The sequence below is a fragment of the Gammaproteobacteria bacterium genome (assembly GCA_013696315.1).
Lineage (GTDB): Bacteria > Pseudomonadota > Gammaproteobacteria > JACCYU01 > JACCYU01 > JACCYU01.
Genome location: JACCYU010000116.1, coordinates 16,270 through 36,885, shown reverse-complemented (window position 1 = coordinate 36,885; position 20,616 = coordinate 16,270). Strand labels below are relative to the sequence as shown.

Sequence of the window (20,616 nt, the reverse complement as noted above, 5' to 3'; positions counted from 1 at the left end):
GGCGCGATGCCGATGGGTAGCGCATCCAGCCGCACGGCGCGGTCCCCGCATTGCACGCGGTCCATGTGACTGTCGAAACCCAGAATTCGCAGCACGGAATTGCGGAAGTTCTGCAGGTAAGCGTGCGTATGAAATGCCAGATAATCCGCGCCCAGCAGCCCTTGCAGCAGCTCCTCACGGCGCGGCAGCAGGCGGAACATGCTCGAGGACGGGAACGGCGTGTGAAGAAAAAAGCCGATGCGTGCGTCCGTGGCCGACTCGCGCAACATGTGCGGCAACAGCAGCAGGTGATAGTCGTGAATCCAGATCAGGTCGTCCGGCTTCATGTGCTCGAGGACCACGTCCCGGTAGCGCTGATTCGCTTCCACGTAAGCCTTCCAGTACTCGGGATTGAATTTCATCAGCGACGGAAAATGGTGTAGCAGCGGCCACAAAGTCTGGTTGGAATAGCCCTCGTAAAAGCCGTACGCGACGTCTGGCGGCAACTCCACAGCCAGGCATCCCTCCTGCGTCGCCCAGTGATCCAGCATCTTCTGTCGCCTTGGATCGTCGGCATCGCTGGTGTCGCCGGACCAGCCGACCCAGATGCCGCTGGACTGCGTGAGCAGCGGCTCCATTGCAGTGGCCAGTCCGCCGGAGCTCTTCTCCGCCTGCCACTGGCCGTCCGTGTGCTTTAGCGTGAAGGGCATGCGGTTCGAAACGACGATGAGTCGCTGCGTGGTGTTTGTTTGCGAGGACATGGAACTCCGTTAAATCGGCGGGAAAGGTGCGGCAATTGTAACGTAAGGGGCGCCCGCGTAAGGCACTTTTGCGCCGCGACATGATGGCGTCCTGCTGACAGCGGCGGTCAGCGGTGAACGGAGGCCAAGCGAACAGGCTCGCGAGCGTAAGCTATATTACATGTCACGCAGAGCGATAGTTTAGTCGATTCCAATGCCAGCGAGCGCTGTCCGCGCGTGGCGGCATCGAGCAGCGCCGCCGCCGCGACGCCGGCCACTCTTAATTAATCAATGCTGTAGTGAGGAGATTTCGATGAGCAAATACAGAGATCGTCTGCCGCAACTGAACGGCCGCCTGTGCGTGACCGACAGCGGGCTGGAGACACAACTGATTTTTCATGATGGCCTGGAACTGCCTTACTTCGCGGCCTTCGAGCTGCTGAAAAACGACGAGGGCACCGACAGGCTGCGTCGCTATTATGCGCGCTATGCGGACATCGCCCGCGCGCACGGCTTGGGCCTGGTGCTGGAGGCGCCGACCTGGCGTGCAAACCCCGACTGGGCGGAAAAACTCGGTTATGAGGCGCCCGCGCTTGCTGAAATCAATCGCAAGGCTATCGATCTTATGCTCGAAATTCGGCGGCGCTACGAGACGGCGAATTCGCCTATGGTCATCAGCGGCAACCTGGGCCCGCGCGGCGATGGCTATGCGCCAGACAATCGCATGAGCGTCGAACAGGCTTGCGATTATCATGCACCGCAAATCGAGACGTTCGCGCAGACGGAGGCCGATATGGTCGCGGCGTTCACGATCAACTACGTCGAGGAAGGTGTGGGCATCGTGCGTGCCGCGAAGGTTCACGGCATGCCGATGACGCTCTCGTTCACCCTGGAGACCGATGGTCGTCTGCCGTCAGGCGATACCCTGGCGCGGGCCATCGAGCGCACGGAAGCCGAGACCGGTGCATACGCGGCGTACTACATGATCAACTGCGCGCATCCTTCGCATTTCGAGCACGTGCTGCGCGATGCGGAAGCGTGGCGCGAACGCATACGCGGTCTGCGCGCCAACGCCTCGAAGCGCAGCCACGCCGAACTGGACGAGTCCACTGATCTCGATGACGGCGATCCGGCTCAACTGGGTCGCGAATACCGGGGGTTGCAAGTATGGCTTCCAAACCTCACCGTCGTCGGCGGCTGCTGCGGCACGGATCATCGCCATGTAGAGGCGATGTGCGAAGCGATGACCGCGGGGAATTAAAAAAAATGGTGCAGAGTGATAGGGTCTCCCCGGGACCTGCCCCTTCGACAGCTCAGGGCAAGCTCTGAGCAGGGCCGAAGGGTCGAGATGACAAAGTGTGACTTACGCAGAGACTCCGTGACACATGTTTCGCAAGCCCGTCGGCGATCAGCTTGGAGGACGCCGGAATTTGAGGCCTTTTTTTTATACGCTTAATCTCGACACGCCGCATTTTTTGCACCATCATCCCGAGGGGGGAGGCTGACTCGCGATAAGCGCGCCACGTTTCGAATCAAGCTCAAGCTACAGCATCGGCAGTTTCTTGGCTGACTGATAGTATCCCGCAAACATGGCGTGCCGGCCGTTTAATGATCCTGTACGCGGAGCGGTTCGGATCGCGCGGTGCTATCCCCGCGACATATACGGACACAAAATATCTCCAGGATGGTCAGCGGCGCGGTCGGACGAATTCTTTGTCAGCGCCTTGCGATAACAACGCGCGAACAAACAAGCGCGGCGCACACGAGGGAGGATAAAAAATGACGCGAGCGGTTGATCTGGCCTGGATCGATTACGCGGTCATGCTCATCTATTTCGTTTTCGTGCTCGGCATCGGCTTCGCCCTGAGACGTTTCATGCGGACGAGTACCGACTTTTTTCTCTCCGGGCGCTCGATGCCCGCCTGGATTACGGGCCTCGCCTTCATCTCCGCCAATCTCGGCGCGCAGGAAGTTATCGGGATGGGCGCGTCGGGCGCGAAATACGGCATTGCCACCAGCCATTTCTACTGGATCGGCGCAATCCCGGCGATGGTGTTCGTCGGGCTGTTCATGATGCGCTTTTACTACGGCTCGCGCGCTCGCTCGGTGCCCGAATACTTAAGGCTGCGCTTCGACGAGAAGACGCGCGGCTTAAACGCGGTCTCGTTCGCGGCGATGACGATCTTCTCATCCGGCGTGTCGATGTACGCGATGGGCAAGCTGTTTAATTTATTGCTCGGCTGGGATTTCGACACCAGCATGATCATCGCCGCCACCATCGTGCTCGCCTACATTTTCTTGGGCGGCCTGACCAGCGCAATTTACAACGAAGTGTTGCAATTTTTTCTCATTGTGTGCGGCTTCGTCCCGCTGGTGTTTCTGGGGTTGCGCGATGCCGGCGGCTGGGACGGGCTGGTAGCGAAACTGACTACCGTGTCGACCGCGGGCGGCTATCCGGCGACGGCTTATACGCAATCGTGGGCGTTCATGGGTGATCCTTCGCAGAATCCCATCGGCGTGGAAGTGTTCGGCCTGATGATGGGGCTGGGTTTCGTGCTGTCCTTCGGCTACTGGTGCACGGACTTTCTGGTGGTGCAGCGGGCAATGGCGGCCAAATCGCTGGCGGACGCGCAACGCACGCCGATTATCGCAGCATTCCCGAAGATGCTGTTTCCGTTTCTGGTGATTCTGCCCGGCATGCTCGCGCTCGTGGTCGGTACGGGCGCGGTGGCTGTGAACCCGGACGACGCCGCAACTCCAACTGCGTCATCATCCACGGCCTCAGCCGATTCGACGCGGGATCGGGAAGGCGACGATGAAGCCGCCACCAATGCAGCCTCGACCAATAAGGTTGGGCGCGGCATCATCCCGCCTAAGATAGACGCGGCGACTGGCGAACCGCTGGTCGATGCGCGCGGGAGGATGGTGCTCGATTACGATCTCGCCACACCCATGATGCTCGTGCACTACTTTCCCGCCGGATTGCTGGGGCTTGGACTGACGGCCTTGCTCGCGTCATTCATGTCCGGGATGGCCGGCAATGTGACCGCGTTCAACACCGTGTGGACTTACGATATCTATCAAAGTTACATCCACAAAGGGGCGAGCGACGCGCATTACCTGTGGATGGGGCCGGATCGCGACCGTGTTTGGCATCGCGCTGTCGATCGCGGCAGCTTACGTCGCGGCGTCCTTCAACAACATCATGGACCTGTTGCAACTCGTGTTCGCGTTCGTCAACGCGCCGCTGTTCGCGACCTTCGCGCTCGGCATGTTCTGGAAGCGCACCACCGGGCATTGCGCGTTCACCGGCCTTGTTGCCGGCACCGCGGCCGCCGCAATCCATCACGGGTTGTCGCTCGCGGACGGTGCGGTGGTCGGCATCAAGGGTGGATACTTCGGCATTATGAATACATATCCCAGTGAGCTGGCGCAGACGTTCTGGACCGCGATCGCGGCGTGGACCACCTGCTTTGTGATCACCATCGTCGTAAGTTTGCTGACGCGCCCGCGACCGGCCGATGAACTGAAAGGTCTGGTCTATTCACTCACCCCGAAGCCGAAAGATGCGCAGCAAGTCTGGTACAAGCGGCCGGTGCTGCTGGCGGTTATTGTACTTACGTGCACTCTGGTGCTCAATTTTACTTTCTTCTAGAACGCCGCGGAGGGCGAATTATGGCTCTTGATATCCGTATACCGATCGGCGCGATGTTCGCGATCATCGGCCTATTGCTTGCCGTGTACGGTTTGTTCACCGCCGGCGACGCGCGGGTGTACGAGAAATCGCTCTCGATTAATGTCAACCTGTGGTGGGGCGCCGTCATGGTGGTGTTCGGTCTGGTCATGTTTTATTTCGGGCGCCACGGGGACTCCAGCGTACGCTTGGCCGAAGAGTCGGCCGAAGGGCGCGCCATGGAAGCGCACGAGCACAGCGCCGGGCTGAAACGGGATTGATCCAGAAGTAATACGCCGATGCACATGACGAAAAACGAAGACACCCGGATGCACAAGCGGCAGATCGCGCTCAAGGCCGGGCGCTACATGATTTTTTACACGTTTGAGAACGACACCGGGACGTCTTCCAGCGAAGACATCGGGACGAGGCGTTCCAGATCTGCTCCGGAAGCAAAGCCGCCATCCGGCCACCAATGCGATGTCTGAATTGCGCTGGAACCCGCTGCTCGGTGAATGGGTGGCGACTGCCACGCACCGGCAGGCGCGCACCTTTCTGCCGCCCGCAGATTTCTGCCCGCTGTGTCCGAGTCAGGCACGTGGATTTCCGACCGAAGTGCCGGAGGCGAGCTATGACATCGTGGTCTTCGAAAACCAGTTTCCGTCGTTACACTTGCAGCCGCCCGCGCCCGCCGTGGACGGTACCGAATTTTATGCCGTGCGCCCGGCGCAAGGCGTGTGCGAGGTGGTGCTTTATTCGCCCGAGCACGAAACCACGCTTGCCCAGCAGCCGGTCGAACGGATCCACAAATTGGTGCGGGTCTGGACGGATCGCTTTATAGCACTTGGTGCGCTCGATTTCGTGGATTATGTGTTCGAATTCGAGAACAAAGGCGAGGCGATTGGCGTCACCCTTCATCATCCGCACGGGCAGATTTACGGCTATCCGTTCATCCCGCCGCAGGTAGACCGCGAGCTGACGCAGTCGCGGATTTACCACGAACGCACCGGCCGCTGCCTGATTTGCGATATCGTGGATCAGGAGCGCGCGGACGGACGCCGGGTCGTGGCGCAGAATGAATCGTTTGTAGCCGTGATCCCGTTCTTCGCCCGCTGGCCTTATGAGGTGCATATTTATTCTAGGCGCCACTTGCAAGCCCTGCCGGAATTGACCTCGTCCGAACAGTGCGATTTGGCCACGATACTCAAGATGGTCCTGGTGGCTTTCGATGAGCTGTTCGACCTGCCGTTTCCGTACATGATGGTGCTGCACCAGCGGCCGGTCGATGGCGGCGCGTACGATTACTATCATTTTCATATCGAGTTTTACCCGCCGCTGCGCACCGCCACGAAGCTCAATTACCTGGCCGGCAGCGAGACTGGCGCGGGTCTCTTCATCAACGATATGCTGGCCGAAGAGAAGGCCGCCGAGCTGCGTGGCCACATCGCGCCTGCCATCTGGCGACGAAAAACTAGTGACGATGATTGATCTGGCGCGGCTACGCGACGCCTTTCGCGCGCGTTACGGCGACGAACCGCGCCTGTTCCGTGCGCCGGGCCGCGTGAATCTGATTGGCGAGCACACGGATTACAACGACGGCTTCGTGCTGCCGATGGCGATCGATCGTGAAGTCGTCGTGGCCGCGGCCGCGCGCGATGATCGGCGGGTGCGCGCCTTTTCGCTTGATCTCGACGCGGCGGTGGAATTCGATCTGGATAGACCGGGGCCGAAACGGCGCGGATCCTGGCTGGATTATCTGGAGGGCGTGGCGCAGGCGCTGGAAGGGTCCGGCGTGCGACTGACGGGCGCGGAGCTGGCGATCACCTCGGACGTACCAGTGGGGGCGGGATTGTCGTCGTCGGCCGCGCTGGAGGTGGCGGTCGGGATGGCGCTGACGTCGGTTTCGCGGGCCAATGTCGGAAAGCTTGATCTTGCGCTCGCCGGGCAGCGTGCCGAGCACGACTACGTCGGCATCAATTGCGGCATCATGGATCAGTTTGCATCCGCTCTTGCGCGCGCCAGCCACGCGCTGCTGATCGATTGCCGCTCACTTGAGTGGCGGGACATCCCGCTCTCGACTTCGCACGTCTGCATTGTGATTTGCGATTCGCACGTCAAGCATGAATTGGCGATTTCGGCGTACAACACGCGACGCACCGAATGCGAAAACGGCGTGGCGCTACTGAGTGAAGTTCTGCCAAATATTCGTATGTTGCGCGATGTGAGCCGCGCGGATTTTCATCGGCACGAAGCGCGACTTCCGGCCCCGGTCCGGCGCCGCTGCCGGCATGTCATCATCGAAAACGAACGTACGCTGGCTGCCGCGGATGCTTTGAGCGCGAGTGATTTTGACGCGATGGGAGCGCTTATGTGCGCCTCCCACGAGTCTATGCGGGACGACTATGAGATCAGTTGCGAGGAGCTGGATCTCCTGGTCGAGATCGCCATGTCGGTCAGGGGTGTGTATGGCGCGCGCATGACCGGAGGCGGCTTCGGCGGGTGTACGGTGAATCTCGTCGCCTATGATGCACTGGATCGGTTCAGGGAGGTTGTTATCAGCGGCTACAGGACGGCGGCGCGCAAGGCGCCGACCCTCTATGTTTCGGAGGCCGCCGATGGCGCCAATGAAGTGCGCTAACGGGGAGCATCAAAATAGCTAATGACATTCCCTTATAGTGCGCTTGCACTCGGATTTGCCGGGCTTTTTTACCACTCGTCTCCTCTAAACTGCCACTTAATCTTTCCGCTGTAGATCGCAAGCGTTAGGGCTTGTTAGGGTCAGGTTTCGTCGTCGATCGGCGACGACTCTAAATTGCAACAGGTAGTGAGTTGCAAATTACCAACTTTAGGCTATAAAAATACAACACATGCCGCTAAACGGATATTACGGAGGTGATCAGCATGGCACGCTCAATACCATTTGGGACCATCCCGGTTGCGGAGCAACCACTGCGTGCGTTGTTGGCGACAGCGCTCTTGACTACGTTTGTGGCGACTGCCGTGGCTCAGAATGGGATCGGTACAACAGCCCCCGCGCTCGCACACGCTTACACAGGCCCGGCGGCAACTGCTCCGGCCGTGGTGGAATCCGTGCCCCGTGGAAGGGCGTTCCGAACTTTCTGTCGCCAATGTTAGCTACACGAACCCCGTGCTAGCTGGCAATTATCCCGATCCCTCGGTGATACGTGTAGGCAAGGATTATTGGGCCACCTCGACCTCCTCCGGCTGGGCGCCGCAGTTTCCAATTCTGCACTCGCGCGATCTGGTCAACTGGACGGTTGCCGGTTCCGTTTTCCAGCAGCGGCCGGCATGGTCCGACGGCAACTACTGGGCTCCGGAAATTTCACATTATCGTGGCCGATACCTCGTTTATTACGTCGCCCGCAAGCTCGACGGTGGTCGTTGCGTGGCGGTAGCGAGTGCGCGGCAGCCGACTGCCCCTTATCAGGATCACGGTCCGCTGGTTTGCCAGAAGCTGGGGTCCATCGATCCCATGGCGGTGAGAGACGAGCACGGCTGGCCCCATCTCGTCTGGAAACGCGGCGGCAATGTCCACAATCTTCCGACACCGATTCTGGCGCAGAAATTAACTCGCAACGGCCTGAAGCTGGTCGGCGAGCGCACCGAGTTGATTCGTAACGATACCTCGTGGGAAGCCAAGGTTGTCGAAGCGCCATTCATCACCCGTCAAGGTGGCTGGTTCTACATGTTTTACTCAGGCGATGACTGCTGCAGCATGCAGTGTAATTACGCGCTGGGCGTGGCGCGCTCGCCTTATCTGCTTGGTCCCTGGGAGAAGAATCCTGCGAATCCGATCCTGAAAGGCGATGACCAATGGATCTGTCCCGGACATGGCAGCGTCGTGAGCGATGAGGACGGTCGTGATTACCTCATGTATCACGCCTTCCGCAAAAATGCCGCTTATGTCGGGCGTCAGGCGCTGATTGACGAAGTGTCATGGGGCGTCGAACAGTGGCCCATGATCAACGTCAGCAGCACGCCAAGCGGGCATGCGCAGTCCCCCCATGGCATCGAAGCGCAAAACGCGGAATTTTTGTTCACCGATGATTTCAATTCTCCCGGGTTGACTCCGGGCTGGCAGTGGCCGCAGGCGAATCAGCCATCAGCGGGGCTGAATCCAGTGCGAAACGGCTGGCTATCGCTTGCACCGGCGAATGCGCATGCGCTCGATGTGGCCGGTGCGGTTATGGCGCGCGCGACGACTGCCGCGGATTATGTGGTAACGACCGTCGCCGACACGCGCGGCATGAAACCGGGCGCGCTGGCGGGATTGGCGGCCTTCGGCGATGGTTACAATGCCCTCGGTATCGCGGCCGGTGACGGAAAAATTATCGTCTGGCGGCGTGAGAATGGCCTGCACAAGACCGTTGCGATCGTCCCTGCCCCGAACGCGCCGCTGGTGCATCTGCGCATGATTGCGTCCGGCGGCTATCGATTCCGTTTCGCGGTGAGTGCTGACGGGCGCGAATGGCATAACGTCGGCAAGAAAAAAGGCGTCGATCTGCCGCCGTGGGGCCATTCGGTGCGCGTGGCGCTGACCTCCGGCGGCGCGAAGGGCGCCGTGGCGAGATTCGACGGCTTGCGCATGGTTTCCTCACAACCCGCGGCGGCGAACACAGCGATGTTGGCGGGCAATTAACGGGCGGTCTATGGATCGCGCTGAATTCATTCGAACCGAAGAGGAGAGTCATGAAGGTAGCAAAGCGATTCTGTGGCGCCATGGTTTTGCTTGCGTTCTCTGCTCTGACGTGGGGTGGCGAGATCAAACACGAGGCTGAACCGGGCATTGAAAGCGAAGCTTTCGGATCTACGCCGGACGGCACGCCGGTCGAGCTTTACACGCTCAGGAACAATCGGGGCACGGAGGCCAGAATCATGACCTACGGCGGTATCGTGGTGTCGCTGAAGGTGCCAGATCGTGACGGCGAAATGGCCGATATCGTGCTGGGATACGACAGCTTGCGGGACTACGTAGCTAACAATCCGTACTTCGGCTCCATCGTCGGCCGTTATGGCAACCGGATTGCGCACGGCCGATTCACCATAGACGGCCAAACATATCGGCTCGCGACCAACAATGATGAAAATCACCTGCACGGGGGCGTCAAAGGCTTCGACAAGGTGGTATGGACGGCAAAAGAGCTCGAGCGCGCACCCGGTCAGGCGCTGCAACTCAGTTATCTGAGTCCGGATGGCGAGGAGGGTTATCCCGGCAGCTTGCGCGCTATGGTGGTTTATACGCTGACAGATGAAAATGAACTTAGAATCGATTACGCCGCCACGACCGACGAGCCGACGGTCGTCAATCTCACACAGCATTCCTACTTCAACCTCGCGGGCGCGGGGCACGGCGACGTTCTTCGCCACGAGTTGATGCTTGACGCGGATCGGTTCACGCCGGTTGACGAAGGTCTGATTCCGATCGGCGAACTGCGCGATGTCCAAGGCACACCGATGGATTTCAACGAGCCGACGCCGATCGGCGCCAGAATCGATCAACAGGATCAGCAACTCCGGTTCGGCCTGGGCTACGGCCACAACTGGGTGCTCAACAATAGCGTTGGTAAGCTCGGCCTGGCCGCACGCGTGTTCGAACCAGGCTCCGGGCGGGTGATGGACGTGTTGACGACCGAGCCCGGCATTCAGTTCTACTCCGGTAATTTTCTGGACGGTTCGATCACGGGCAAGCACGGAAAGTTTATCGCCATCGCTATGGTTTTTGCCTGGAGGCGCAGCACTTTCCGGATTCTCCCAACCAGGCGAAGTTTCCGTCTACGGTGTTGAATCCGGGAGAAAAGTACGTACAAACCACGATATACAGGTTCTCCACGAAGTAATCGGTCGTGCAGACCCGATAGAGCCTCCGTCCCGCGAGGGACGGGCGTACAAGGGAAAGCGATACCAAACAACCCCGCCCAAGTACTTTACATTGTCGATGTTTTTAGTAGAGTATGCGCGGGCTTGATTTGAACAGGGATTGAATTATGAAACGTCGCGAAGCGCTCAAGACATTATTGGCCGCGATGGCGCTGCCATCCGTGCTTGCTTCCCGGTCGGGTACCACCGCCGTCCATAGAGGCGCGTCAGGTCGCTCCAGGCCGCCAAACATCATCCTCATTCTTGCCGATGACCTGGGCTACGGACAGCTCGGCTGCAACGGCAACCTGTACAACGAAACCCCCAATCTGGACCGCATTGCGAACGAAGGCATGCGCTTTAGCAACGCGTACGCCGCGGCCGCCGTGTGCTCACCTACGCGCGCCGCGCTGATGACCGGTAAACACCCCGCGCGCCAGGGTATCACCGATTATCTGGCGAGAGATGATGATCATTTTCTGTCTCCATCGTATATCACGATCAACGAACGGCTGGAGTCCGCGGGTTACGTAACGGGTCTAATCGGGAAATGGCATCTCACGGGCGATTACGGCAAGAATCTGGGCGCGCCGCAACGCCACGGCTGGCATGAGGTTCTGCTTTCGGAGACGCGTTACATCGCGTCTGGCGCCTATTTCGCGCCATATTTCTTTATGCCCAGGGTCCAACCGCGCGAGCCTGGTGAATACCTCACCGAGCGGCTCAATACCGAGGCAGTCGAATTCATACGTCGTCACCGCGACGAACCGTTTTTTCTTTACCTGTCGCATTACGCGGTGCACAAGGAGATGGCCGCCCGGGACGAGATAATCGCTAAATACGCCAACAAGTTTGGCGCCGGTCTTAACGGCAACGATCCAGTATTGGCCGCCATGCTGGAGAGCGTTGACGATGGTGTGGGTCAGATTCTGCAGACGCTCGAAGCGCTAGGGATCGATGACGATACGCTGGTCGTATTCACCTCGGATAACGGCGGCGAGACCGCCAATACGCCGTTGCGAACGGGCAAGTCGACGCTGTATGAGGGTGGCATCCGCGTCCCGCTGGTGATGCGTTATCCTGATGGCATACGCGCCGCGGTGGCGAGCGACATACCTGCCGTTACCCATGATCTTTATCCCACATTCATGGAACTTGCGCGTGTGCGTCCGCGCGACCGGCAGCCGGTCGACGGCTTCAGCCTGGCGCCGATCTTCAGGGGGCGAGGCGAGCTTGGGCGCAATACGCTTTACTGGCACTACCCGCGCGTCAAGCCTCATTCGCTTGGCGGGCGTTCCTCGGGCGCAATCCGCGCGGGCGATTACAAGCTGATCGAGTTTTTCGATACCGGCGAGCTGGAACTTTACGATCTGCGCGCGGATGTCGGCGAGGCCAATAATCTGGCGAGCTCGATGCCGGGCAAGGTCGCAGAAATGCGGGAAATGCTGGGTGCCTGGCGAACGAGCACCGACGCCAGCATGGAACCGATGCGCACCCTGGCGATGAGCGATGCGCGGAGATAATTAATCCAATCGTGTACACGAATATATCGTGGTACGCTTACTCGGAAGCAAGTGCCGCGGCGGCGCTTGCGGGAATGCGCTAATTGTCTGTATGCGTCTTACGCTACAAAAAATAGACCGGCGGGCGGTTATTTAAATTTAGAAGCTATCCGAAATTCTAGTACTGGCATTCTGCTAGTACTGTCATTCTGAAGGAGCCCTTCGGCGATGCTCAGGACAGGCTCCGCGACTGAAGAACCTTCTCTGCCCTAGCACGTATCGAGATTCTTCGCGCCGCTCAGAATGAAAAGAGGAGTTTTTGGAAAGGCCTTTTCAAGCACCGCTGAATGACAAGCCTTTCCGGCTGGGGGATCACGCTACCGCTACAGTACACCTCCACGAAAACGCGCAAAGCGTGTTCGTCTAAACGGGAGAGGATTGATGAAACGTCGGGAGGCCATCAAGGCATTCTTAAGCGCCGCGCTGCTTTCTCCGCTGGCGTCGCGACTCTCCTTCGGCGCAACCCGCAAAGGCGTCGCCAGAAAACCCAATATCATCCTTATCCTCGCCGATGATCTCGGTTACGGCGCGCTCGGCTCCTACGGCAACCGCTTCAACGAGACGCCCAATCTGGATAGGCTGGCCCGCGAAGGTCTGCGCTTTAGGGATGCGTACGCCTCGGCCACCGTCTGCTCTCCGACGCGCGCCGCGCTGATGATCGGTCAGCACCCGGCGCGTTCGGGCATCACGAATTATCTGGAGGGCGACGACGTCAAGTTTCTCTCTCCTTCGTATATCACGCTCAACCAGCGCATGAAATCTGCCGGCTATACAACGGGACTGGGCGGCAAGTGGCATCTCACGGGCGACTATCACAAACGGCGCGGCGCGCCGCAGTCGCATCACTGGGACGAGGTGATACTTTCTGAGACCGACCACATCTCGCTAGGTGATTACTTCGCGCCATACTTTTTTATGCCCGGCGTCAAGGCGCGCGAACCCAACGAATACCTGACCGACCGGCTCAATTTCGAAGCGGTCGATTTCATCCGCCGTCATAAAGATAAACCGTTCTTTCTTTATCTATCCCACTACGCGCCGCACACGAATCTTGCGGCCAAGCCGGATATAGTCGCCAGGTACAAACGCAAGCCGGGCGCCGGCGGGAAAGGAAAGAATCCGGTCCTGGCGGCGATGATCGAGAGCATCGACGACGGCGTCGGAGGTATCCTCCGTACGCTCAAGATACTCGGTCTGGACGACGACACCTTAGTAATATTCACCTCTGATAACGGCGGCGAAACCAACGTCACCACCAACGCGCCGCTGCGCGCGGGCAAGTCGTGGCTATACGAAGGCGGTATCCGCGTGCCGCTGGTGATGCGTTATCCCGTCGGCATCCGCGCGGGAGCAGCCAGCCACGTGCCGGTCGTCACGCACGATCATTACATGACTTTGATGGAACTGGCAAATGTGCGCGCAAGCAACCAGCAGCCTACCGACGGCGTCAGTCTGGCGCCGCTTTTCGCAGGGCGCGACCAAATCAAGCGCGACGCGCTCTATTGGCACTATCCGCTTGCCGAACCGCACTTCCTCGGCGGCCGCTCCGCCGCCGCCATGCGCCATGATAATTACAAGCTGATCGAGTTTCTGGACACTGGTGAGATGGAACTTTACAACCTCGCCGAAGATATCGGCGAATCAAAAAACCTGGCGCGTGCGATGCCGGACAAGGTAATGGAGTTGCACGACATGATGGAAGACTGGCGCGAATGGATCGGCGCTAGTATGGAGCCTATGCGGCCGCTGGCGACGGATGCGGGGCACGGATAAGCCTTGGCCTTCTCACTCGATCCATCCATATATATGTGGTGATACTGACCTGATCAGGCGCGGAATCCACTTCTAAATCAGGTCGCAGCTCGCAATGACGATTTTTTGCGGTGGCCATAACGATAATTTCCCTTGAGTCGAGACCTCATGAAGCTTATCTATATTGCAATTATCCTTTCCCTAACGCTTACGATTGTTCCAGTCAGCGCGCAGGACTTTACCGGAACCAACATTCCCTTACCCGAGCACCCGCGCCCGGATTTCGAGCGTAAGGAATGGATCAATCTCAACGGCGAGTGGCGCTTTCGTTTCGATGCTCAAAACGTCGGCGTTAAGCAAGATTGGTTTCAAAACGGGTTGCAACAAACTCAGGACATTCTCGTGCCGTACTCGTGGGGGTCGCCGCTTTCCGATGTCGAGAATAAGGCGGACATCGCCTGGTACGAACGAGCTATCAAAGTCCCTGCCGACTGGGTAGACCAGCGCGCATTCTTCGTGATCGGCGCGTCGGACTGGCGCACATCGGTATGGTTCGACGGGCACAAGCTCGGCGAGCATCAAGGCGGCTACACGCCGTTCGAGTTCGAGTTGACGCCGCATCTGAAACGCGGCGAGGCGCAGCGGCTGGTGATTCGCGTGGACGACACGCCGCATTCGTTCAAGCTCGAAGGCAAGCAGGGTTACGGCGAGGCCAAGGGCATCTGGCAGACGCCTTACCTGGAGGCGCGCGGCGACGCACCGCTTAAAACTATCCACTATTCGTCCGATATCGAGAATAACACCGTGTCGGTTACGGCTTATCTGCACGAACCGGCGCCTGAGAACCTCAATCTTCGTTTAGCCTTCCAAACGGGCGATGTGGATACGGTCTCGCAACAGATCGCCAAGGGTGCCGAGGAAGTTACGTTCGAAGTGCCCATCGCCGATCCGCACCTGTGGACGCTGGACGATCCGTTCCTGTACGAGGTCGAAGCCACGATCGAGGGACAAGGCATCGATGCCGACCAGGTCGATACCTACTTCGGCATGCGCTCGATTTCGGTCGTGAATCTACCCGGGACGGATTATCCGTACATCGCGCTCAACGGCGAGCCGGTGTACCTGCAACTCGCGCTGGATCAGGACTATCACCCGGATGGCTTCTACACGTTTCCGACCGACGAATTCATACGCGACGAGGTATCGCGCGCAAAACAGATCGGGCTCAATGGTCTGCGCGTGCACATCAAGGTGCCCATCCCGCGCAAGCTCTACTGGGCGGACAGACTCGGCATGCTCATCATGGCCGACGTGCCCAACAGTTGGGGCGAGCCTGACCCTCGCATGTTCCGCGAGCACGAGTTCGCCATGCGCCAGATGATCGCACGCGACTACAATCATCCGTCAATCTTCTCGTGGATCGTGTTTAACGAAACCTGGGGACTCAAGACCGATCCCGGGGGCGAGAAACTGTATCTATCGGAGACCCAGAAGCGCGTGGTGAGAGCATACAAAATCGCGAAGACGCTCGACTCAACCCGACTGGTTGAAGACAACTCGACCTGCTGCGGCTACGGCCACACCATGACCGACATCAACTCATGGCATAAATATCTTGCGGGCTACGAAGTCGCGCCGCATTTGAACAACGTGGTGAACAAAAGCCACCCCGGCTCGAGCTTCAACTTCGAGGAAGGTTACAGACAAGGCAATCAGCCGCTCATCAACTCCGAGTTCGGCAACGTGTGTGGTTACGACGGCAGCACCGGCGACGTCGACTGGACATGGGATTACCACATCTTAATCAACGAATTCAGAAAGCGCCCCGAGATCGCGGGCTGGCTCTACACCCAACTCACCGATGTGATCAACGAATGGAACGGCTACTGGCGTTTCGACCGTTCCGATAAAGAGACCGGCCTCGACGAACTGGTCGATGGCATGTCATTGCAGGATTTGCACGCGCCGCTGTACGTGATCGTGGGCGACAAGATGAGCGAGGCAGTGCGGGGCGGCGCGAAAGTATCCGTGCCGTTGTGGGCTTCGTTCCTGACCGGCAGCCGCGCTTACGGCGATGAACTGATCCTGGACAGCAAACTGTACGGTTGGGATACGCTCGGCCGAAAAAAGACTTACCAGCAGATGAGCCAGCGCATCCCTTACCGGCCCTGGATGACCGGCGAACTCGATCCGCTTGCGGTGCGGATGCCGAATGGGTCTGGGCTTGCGATCCTTTGGACGGAACTCAAAACCCCCGCGGGTAATGTGCTACACCGGAATTTCACCACTTTCGTAGTCGAGGGCGATGCGCCGCGGGAGACGCAACTTGCCAACGGCGAGCCGGTGCGCATCGTACGCACCGATCCCGCCGATTTCAGCGACGCCAAGTGGTCGCAGAAACAGTGGAATGTGCTGGATGGGCGCAAGGCCAATGGCGCGGGCAGCGGCTTCTTCGAATACACCATCCCGTGGCCGACGGATGTGGATAGCGGCGACGTGGAAGCGGCCACATACATCGTGGAGGCTTCCTCCAAGCAGCTGTTCGGCAAGGATAGCGACAAGGTCGTCGCAATCGAAGGCGAGTGGATGCGCGGGGAAGGTACCTTCGATCCCAGCCTCAACCGCAACGCCTACCCGATGACCGACGAAACTTTGTTCCCCAGCGCGGTGACGATTTCGATTAACGACACGGTCGCGGACCAGGTACAGCTCGCCGACGACTCCGCCGATCATCGCGGCATTCTCTCCTGGCACAACCAGTTGCAGGATCAATATCTGCGTGAAGCGGGCTCGTATGGTCAACTCGTCAGCGTCGCGATTCCACCGGTTGCACTTGAAGCGGCCGAGGACACCGGCGAATTAGTGATTCGACTGGAAGTCGACGAAGCACTGCCCGGCGGCCTGGCCATCTACGGCAAGGACTTCGGCCGCTACCCCCTCGATCCAACGGTGGTGTTTGCGCTCAAACCATGAGCATACGCAGGTTCCGTTAACGAATCACTGATAAATAGCAATTTTTTAGGGAGATCGGCCGATGAGTCTGTCTCAGTGGCGGTCGTAGTTTGCGTTCTACCCAAATTGTTTCATCGCGGCCCATAGGCGCTACTGCGCGGCGGATGAGAACGTGTTTGCCACGCAGGCAAAGCTGAGACGGCTGCACCGCCAAGTTGCGCGCTTGCAGATCGAGCGTGACATCTTAAACAAAGCGACGGTGCGTTCAATGGGTCGACCCGTGAAGGTCTATTTCTGCGATCCGCAAAGTCCATGGCAGCGTGGCACCAACGAAAACACGAATCGCCTGCTGCGGCAATATTTCCCGAAAGGTACGAACCTCGCCGGCTTCACGCAAACTGACCTGAATAGAATCGCCCTGCGCTTGAATCAGCGCCCACGAAAGACATTGGGATTCCGCACGCCAGCGCGTATCCTCAATAACAGTGTTGCGTCGATCAATTGAACGCACCACGGCCTTCTTCGCCAGGGAGTCCACATGAGCCATCGATTCATTGAGGCGGAGAAGGCGAGATTTCCGGTAGCACCAATATCCCGACGCAGGCAGGCTGGCTGTACTTGGCAGTGGTGCTAGACCTCTACGCCCGTGCCATCGTCGGTTGGACGATGGACAAACGGATGACCGGCGCAGCTGGTATGCGATGCCCCTAAAACAGGAACTGGTGCATCATGAGCGATACGCTACCTTGAAATCGGGAGAAATCGGGAGAAATCGGGAAGGGTCTTGCGATTGCCATTCGAGGCTGGCAGCTTAGACTCAAGGTCAGGCAACCGTGGAGACTATCCGATGAGCGTCGTCGATCCCAATGTGCGGTTCACATACGAGGATTACCAGTCCTTGCCGGAATCCATGGACAAGCGTTATGAATTATTGGGTGGAGATCTGATCGTGGTTCCAGCCCCGACGACGACACATCAGCGGGCTGCGCGCGACATCGGTTTTCTGTTAATCCAATTCGTTCGTCAGTGCAGGCTCGGCGAGGTATTACTCGCACCAGTAGACGTCGTGTTCGGCAAGGGCAAGAACCGGGAAGTGCGCGCGAATACTGGATCGTCGATCCTGAAGAACAGCTCGTGGAACTCTATGTACCCCGGACGCGAGGGTTCCGCCTGACCGCATCTTACCGATCACCATCTCGTATGGTATCGGTTATCCTGCCCGCGCTGGAAATCGACCTTGACGAGAAATTCGCGGCGCGGTAGCGCGCGCACCAGGCGACCGCTTTACAACACATCCGCGGCTTCCCGTGACAGCGCGTTCAGCGTATCTTCAATCTCCTGACGGATCAGCTCCAGCGCGCTCGCGGACAGACCCCGCTCCACGGCGCGGGGTTGGCCGATCGCGATGACCACGCTCGTAAACGGGCGAGGGATGACGAAACGGTCCCAGCTCCGTAAATGCCATTCTGTTCTGGCGGCATACGAGAGCGGCAGCATCGGCGCGCCAGAGAGCTGCGCGAGCATTACGGTGCCGGATTTGAATTCATACGCCGGGCCGCGGGGGCCGTCCGGCGCGGTGACGGGCGATATGCCGTCGCGCCTGATGGCCTGATATAAATCGCGCATGGCCTGTGCACCGGTGCGGGTCGACGAGCCGCGGATAGCATGCGCGCCCCAGGTGTGGATAACCCGCGCGGCCAGTTCGCCGTCCAGGGAGGGGCTCACCAGAAAGCCGAGCTTAAGCCCGCGCGCCTGCAATCCTAGCATGTAGCGCACACAGAACAATTGCCGCTGATGCCAGTAACAGGGAATCATGGGTTTGCCGGTCGCCAGGACGGCCTCCGCGTTTGCCTCTCCCAATACGCGCTCGATGCGGCAGCTGCGCCAGAAGAGTTTCGCCAGCCCGCCGATCAGCGGCGCGGCCGTGTAGGCTACACGACGGCCTGTGGTCACGCGTCGAGGCGCAGGCGAGTCAGGCGCGTCATTTTTGTTTGGCTTATCCGTCACATCCAGGCCGCCTCGGCGTGGTCGATGGTGCTCGCGCCGGTCATGTGTCGGCCAACTCGACGTACGTAGTCTGGACTGACGTATCCGCGCCGGTCGCCACAAACGTCACGTAATCTGGATGAATGTTCACGGCGCGAAGCGACCAGGTTTTCGAGCCTAAGGTTCCGCGGTCCTGGTCGATGCGCACCGCCCGGAGGTTGGCGATACCGCCGTCGCCATGCGCCTTGACCACCGCTTCCTTCTGCGTCCAGAGTTCGAAGAAACGTCTGTGATCTCCAGCCAGTTGCGCGTATTCGGACGTATCAAGAAAACGGCCGAAAGCGTTTAAGTCGATCTCGCGTATTTTTTCCGTGTCGATGCCCACCGCGCCTGCCGAAGCCAGTGCGCAGGCGACCAGTTCGCGGGAATGCGTGATATTGAAGTCGACGCATGCGTCGCAATGTGGCGCATCGCAACGGGGCTTGCCGTCGCGCGGAAAGTGCACCGCGGCAAGATCGAACTCCGCGCACCCGTTCGCGCGCATGCCGTGCTTCAACAATTGCAGACCCAAGAGCGAGGCGGCGCGGCCCTTTACAAGCCGCAGGCGTTTTATCGTCTCGCGTTTTTCCGCCGAAAGCTGCGCCAGCCAGCGCGCCTCGCGATCCGGAGCGAGGTTGTCGTGAATCCACGTGTAATATACAGTGACCAGCGCGGAATCCTGGCCTTTCAACCCTAGCCCCGCGCGGGCACCGCTTCGATCATCCACTTTTGTTCGATTCAATGACTCAATCCCCGGCTTCCCGGCGGCTGCCCGCGGGACCCGATCAGCCATTCGATATCAACCCGGACGACGAATCGTTCGCGCTGATCGAGCGCCTGTTCGCGCGTTATGGCGACATCTGTAAGCTGGAGCCGGTTGCACGCAAGGTTCCGGCTTATATCATTCATCATCCCGATTACATCAAGCACGTGCTGGCCGACCGCAACCAGTATTATATCAAGGGGGTCGGTTTCGAGCGGGTAAAAATGTTGCTGGGCAATGGCATCATCGTCAGCGGCGGTGACTACTGGCGCTCGCAGCGGCGCATGATGCAACCGGCGTTTCACCGTTCGGTGATCGCGCAATTATCCACGACGATGCTTGTGCTGACCCAGCGTCTGCTGGCTCAATGGCAAGCGAAGGCCGCGACCGGCGAACTCATCAACGTTACGAGCGACACCAGCGAGCTGGCGCTGGAAACCGTACTGCGCGCAATTCTTAGCGACGATCTGGACGCAATCATCGCGCGCGCCGGCGGCAATCCGTTCTCGATATTGAGCGAGAATTCGGTGCGTGACCTGCAACTGGCGTTCAAGTTCCGGGCGCTGACACGGCAGGTGATGGAAGTCGCGGCGCAACGCCGCGCGGGCGAGCGCCGCCCTCCCGACATTCTGTCGGTGCTGATCGACGCGCGCGACGCGAACGGCAATCCCATGTCCGACAAGGCACTGGTGGACGAGGTAATGACTTTGATTGTCGCCGGACACGAGACCACCGCCAGCACCCTGAACTGGGCATGGTACCTGCTCTCGGAACATCCGGCGGCGGAATCCACGTTGCACGACGAAATCGACAGCGCGCCGTTCGAGGATATTCCCGGCTTCGACGATCTGCCACGGCTGGTTTTCACTAAACAGATCATCGACGAGACCTTGCGGCTTTATCCGCCTGTGTGGCTGTTCAGCCGCAAGGCGCTGGCCGAGGACAACATAGGCGGACATTACGTCGCGCCTGGCACCGACATCTTCATGGCGCCATATTTCGTGCATCGCCACCCCAAATTCTGGGACGATCCCGAGGCATTCAGGCCCGGGCGCTTCGCGCCGGATGCGGGCCCGCAACGGCACAAGTTCGTGTATTTCCCATTTTCGATGGGCCAGCGGCGCTGCATCGGCGAGTTCTTCGCCGTGGTGGAGATGCAGATTCACCTAAGCGCGGTGGCTAAGCGTCTGCATCTGCGTCATGTGCCCGACCGGCCGGTGGAACTAGAGCCGCACATCAACCTGCGCAGCCGGCATAATCTTTTCATGCGTGCGGCGCCGCGATGAACGAAGT

General features: G+C 59.3%; 14 protein-coding genes and 3 pseudogenes. 14 read left to right on the top strand and 3 right to left on the bottom strand.

The window, feature by feature from the left end:
- Nucleotides 1-740: trehalose-6-phosphate synthase (locus H0V34_07305; GenBank protein MBA2491508.1), on the bottom strand; the 740-nt coding region annotated here is incomplete at its 3' end.
- Nucleotides 741-1,032: 292 nt separating this feature from the next.
- On the opposite strand from H0V34_07305, the gene H0V34_07300 reads away from it, so the two are divergent.
- The 13 genes and pseudogenes from H0V34_07300 (at nt 1,033) to H0V34_07240 (ending at nt 17,709) form a co-directional block, all read left to right on the top strand.
- Complete coding sequence (locus H0V34_07300; protein MBA2491507.1) at nt 1,033-1,980, top strand: homocysteine S-methyltransferase family protein; 948 nt, start codon at nt 1,033-1,035, stop codon at nt 1,978-1,980.
- 518 nt (nt 1,981-2,498) lie between these two features.
- Nucleotides 2,499-4,374, top strand: a pseudogene (locus H0V34_07295) (sodium:solute symporter family protein).
- Nucleotides 4,375-4,394: 20 nt separating this feature from the next.
- Nucleotides 4,395-4,673: a hypothetical protein gene (locus H0V34_07290; protein ID MBA2491506.1), complete on the top strand. Its 279-nt coding sequence runs from the start codon at nt 4,395-4,397 to the stop codon at nt 4,671-4,673.
- 24 nt (nt 4,674-4,697) lie between these two features.
- The gene (locus H0V34_07285; GenBank protein MBA2491505.1) at nt 4,698-4,880 is read left to right on the top strand and encodes a hypothetical protein; all 183 of its coding nucleotides are present in this window, start codon (nt 4,698-4,700) and stop codon (nt 4,878-4,880) included.
- Nucleotides 4,873-5,880, top strand: coding sequence for a galactose-1-phosphate uridylyltransferase (gene galT / locus H0V34_07280; protein ID MBA2491504.1), 1,008 nt, complete (start codon nt 4,873-4,875; stop codon nt 5,878-5,880). The genes H0V34_07285 and galT overlap by 8 nt, the downstream gene beginning before the upstream one ends.
- The gene (locus H0V34_07275; protein MBA2491503.1) at nt 5,873-7,030 is read left to right on the top strand and encodes a galactokinase; all 1,158 of its coding nucleotides are present in this window, start codon (nt 5,873-5,875) and stop codon (nt 7,028-7,030) included. The genes galT and H0V34_07275 overlap by 8 nt, the downstream gene beginning before the upstream one ends.
- 510 nt (nt 7,031-7,540) lie before the next feature.
- Nucleotides 7,541-9,052: a family 43 glycosylhydrolase gene (locus H0V34_07270; GenBank protein MBA2491502.1), complete on the top strand. Its 1,512-nt coding sequence runs from the start codon at nt 7,541-7,543 to the stop codon at nt 9,050-9,052.
- Nucleotides 9,053-9,102: 50 nt separating this feature from the next.
- Nucleotides 9,103-10,250, top strand: a pseudogene (locus H0V34_07265) (galactose mutarotase).
- A 147-nt stretch (nt 10,251-10,397) separates the two neighbouring features.
- Nucleotides 10,398-11,792, top strand: a complete 1,395-nt coding sequence (locus H0V34_07260) for a sulfatase (protein ID MBA2491501.1) — start codon at nt 10,398-10,400, stop codon at nt 11,790-11,792.
- Nucleotides 11,793-12,212: 420 nt separating this feature from the next.
- Nucleotides 12,213-13,604 (top strand): sulfatase, encoded by a 1,392-nt coding sequence (locus tag H0V34_07255; protein ID MBA2491500.1) that lies wholly within the window; start codon nt 12,213-12,215, stop codon nt 13,602-13,604.
- Between the two features lie 147 nt (nt 13,605-13,751).
- Nucleotides 13,752-16,556, top strand: coding sequence for a glycoside hydrolase family 2 (locus tag H0V34_07250; GenBank protein ID MBA2491499.1), 2,805 nt, complete (start codon nt 13,752-13,754; stop codon nt 16,554-16,556).
- A 259-nt stretch (nt 16,557-16,815) separates the two neighbouring features.
- Nucleotides 16,816-17,040, top strand: a pseudogene (locus tag H0V34_07245) (IS30 family transposase).
- A gap of 342 nt (nt 17,041-17,382) precedes the next feature.
- Complete coding sequence (locus H0V34_07240; protein ID MBA2491498.1) at nt 17,383-17,709, top strand: Uma2 family endonuclease; 327 nt, start codon at nt 17,383-17,385, stop codon at nt 17,707-17,709.
- A gap of 110 nt (nt 17,710-17,819) precedes the next feature.
- Here the strand turns inward: H0V34_07240 and H0V34_07235 are convergent, their stop codons facing one another.
- Both H0V34_07235 and H0V34_07230 read right to left on the bottom strand, forming a co-directional pair.
- Nucleotides 17,820-18,488 carry a lysophospholipid acyltransferase family protein gene (locus tag H0V34_07235; GenBank protein ID MBA2491497.1) on the bottom strand — a complete coding sequence of 223 codons (669 nt, stop codon included), beginning with the start codon at nt 18,486-18,488 and terminating at the stop codon, nt 17,820-17,822.
- A gap of 94 nt (nt 18,489-18,582) precedes the next feature.
- Nucleotides 18,583-19,302, bottom strand: a complete 720-nt coding sequence (locus tag H0V34_07230; protein MBA2491496.1) for a 4'-phosphopantetheinyl transferase superfamily protein — start codon at nt 19,300-19,302, stop codon at nt 18,583-18,585.
- Between H0V34_07230 and H0V34_07225 the strand changes: the two genes are divergently transcribed.
- Nucleotides 19,302-20,609, top strand: coding sequence for a cytochrome P450 (locus tag H0V34_07225; GenBank protein ID MBA2491495.1), 1,308 nt, complete (start codon nt 19,302-19,304; stop codon nt 20,607-20,609). The two genes, H0V34_07230 and H0V34_07225, sit on opposite strands and share 1 nt — an antisense overlap.
- Nucleotides 20,610-20,616: the final 7 nt, after the last annotated feature.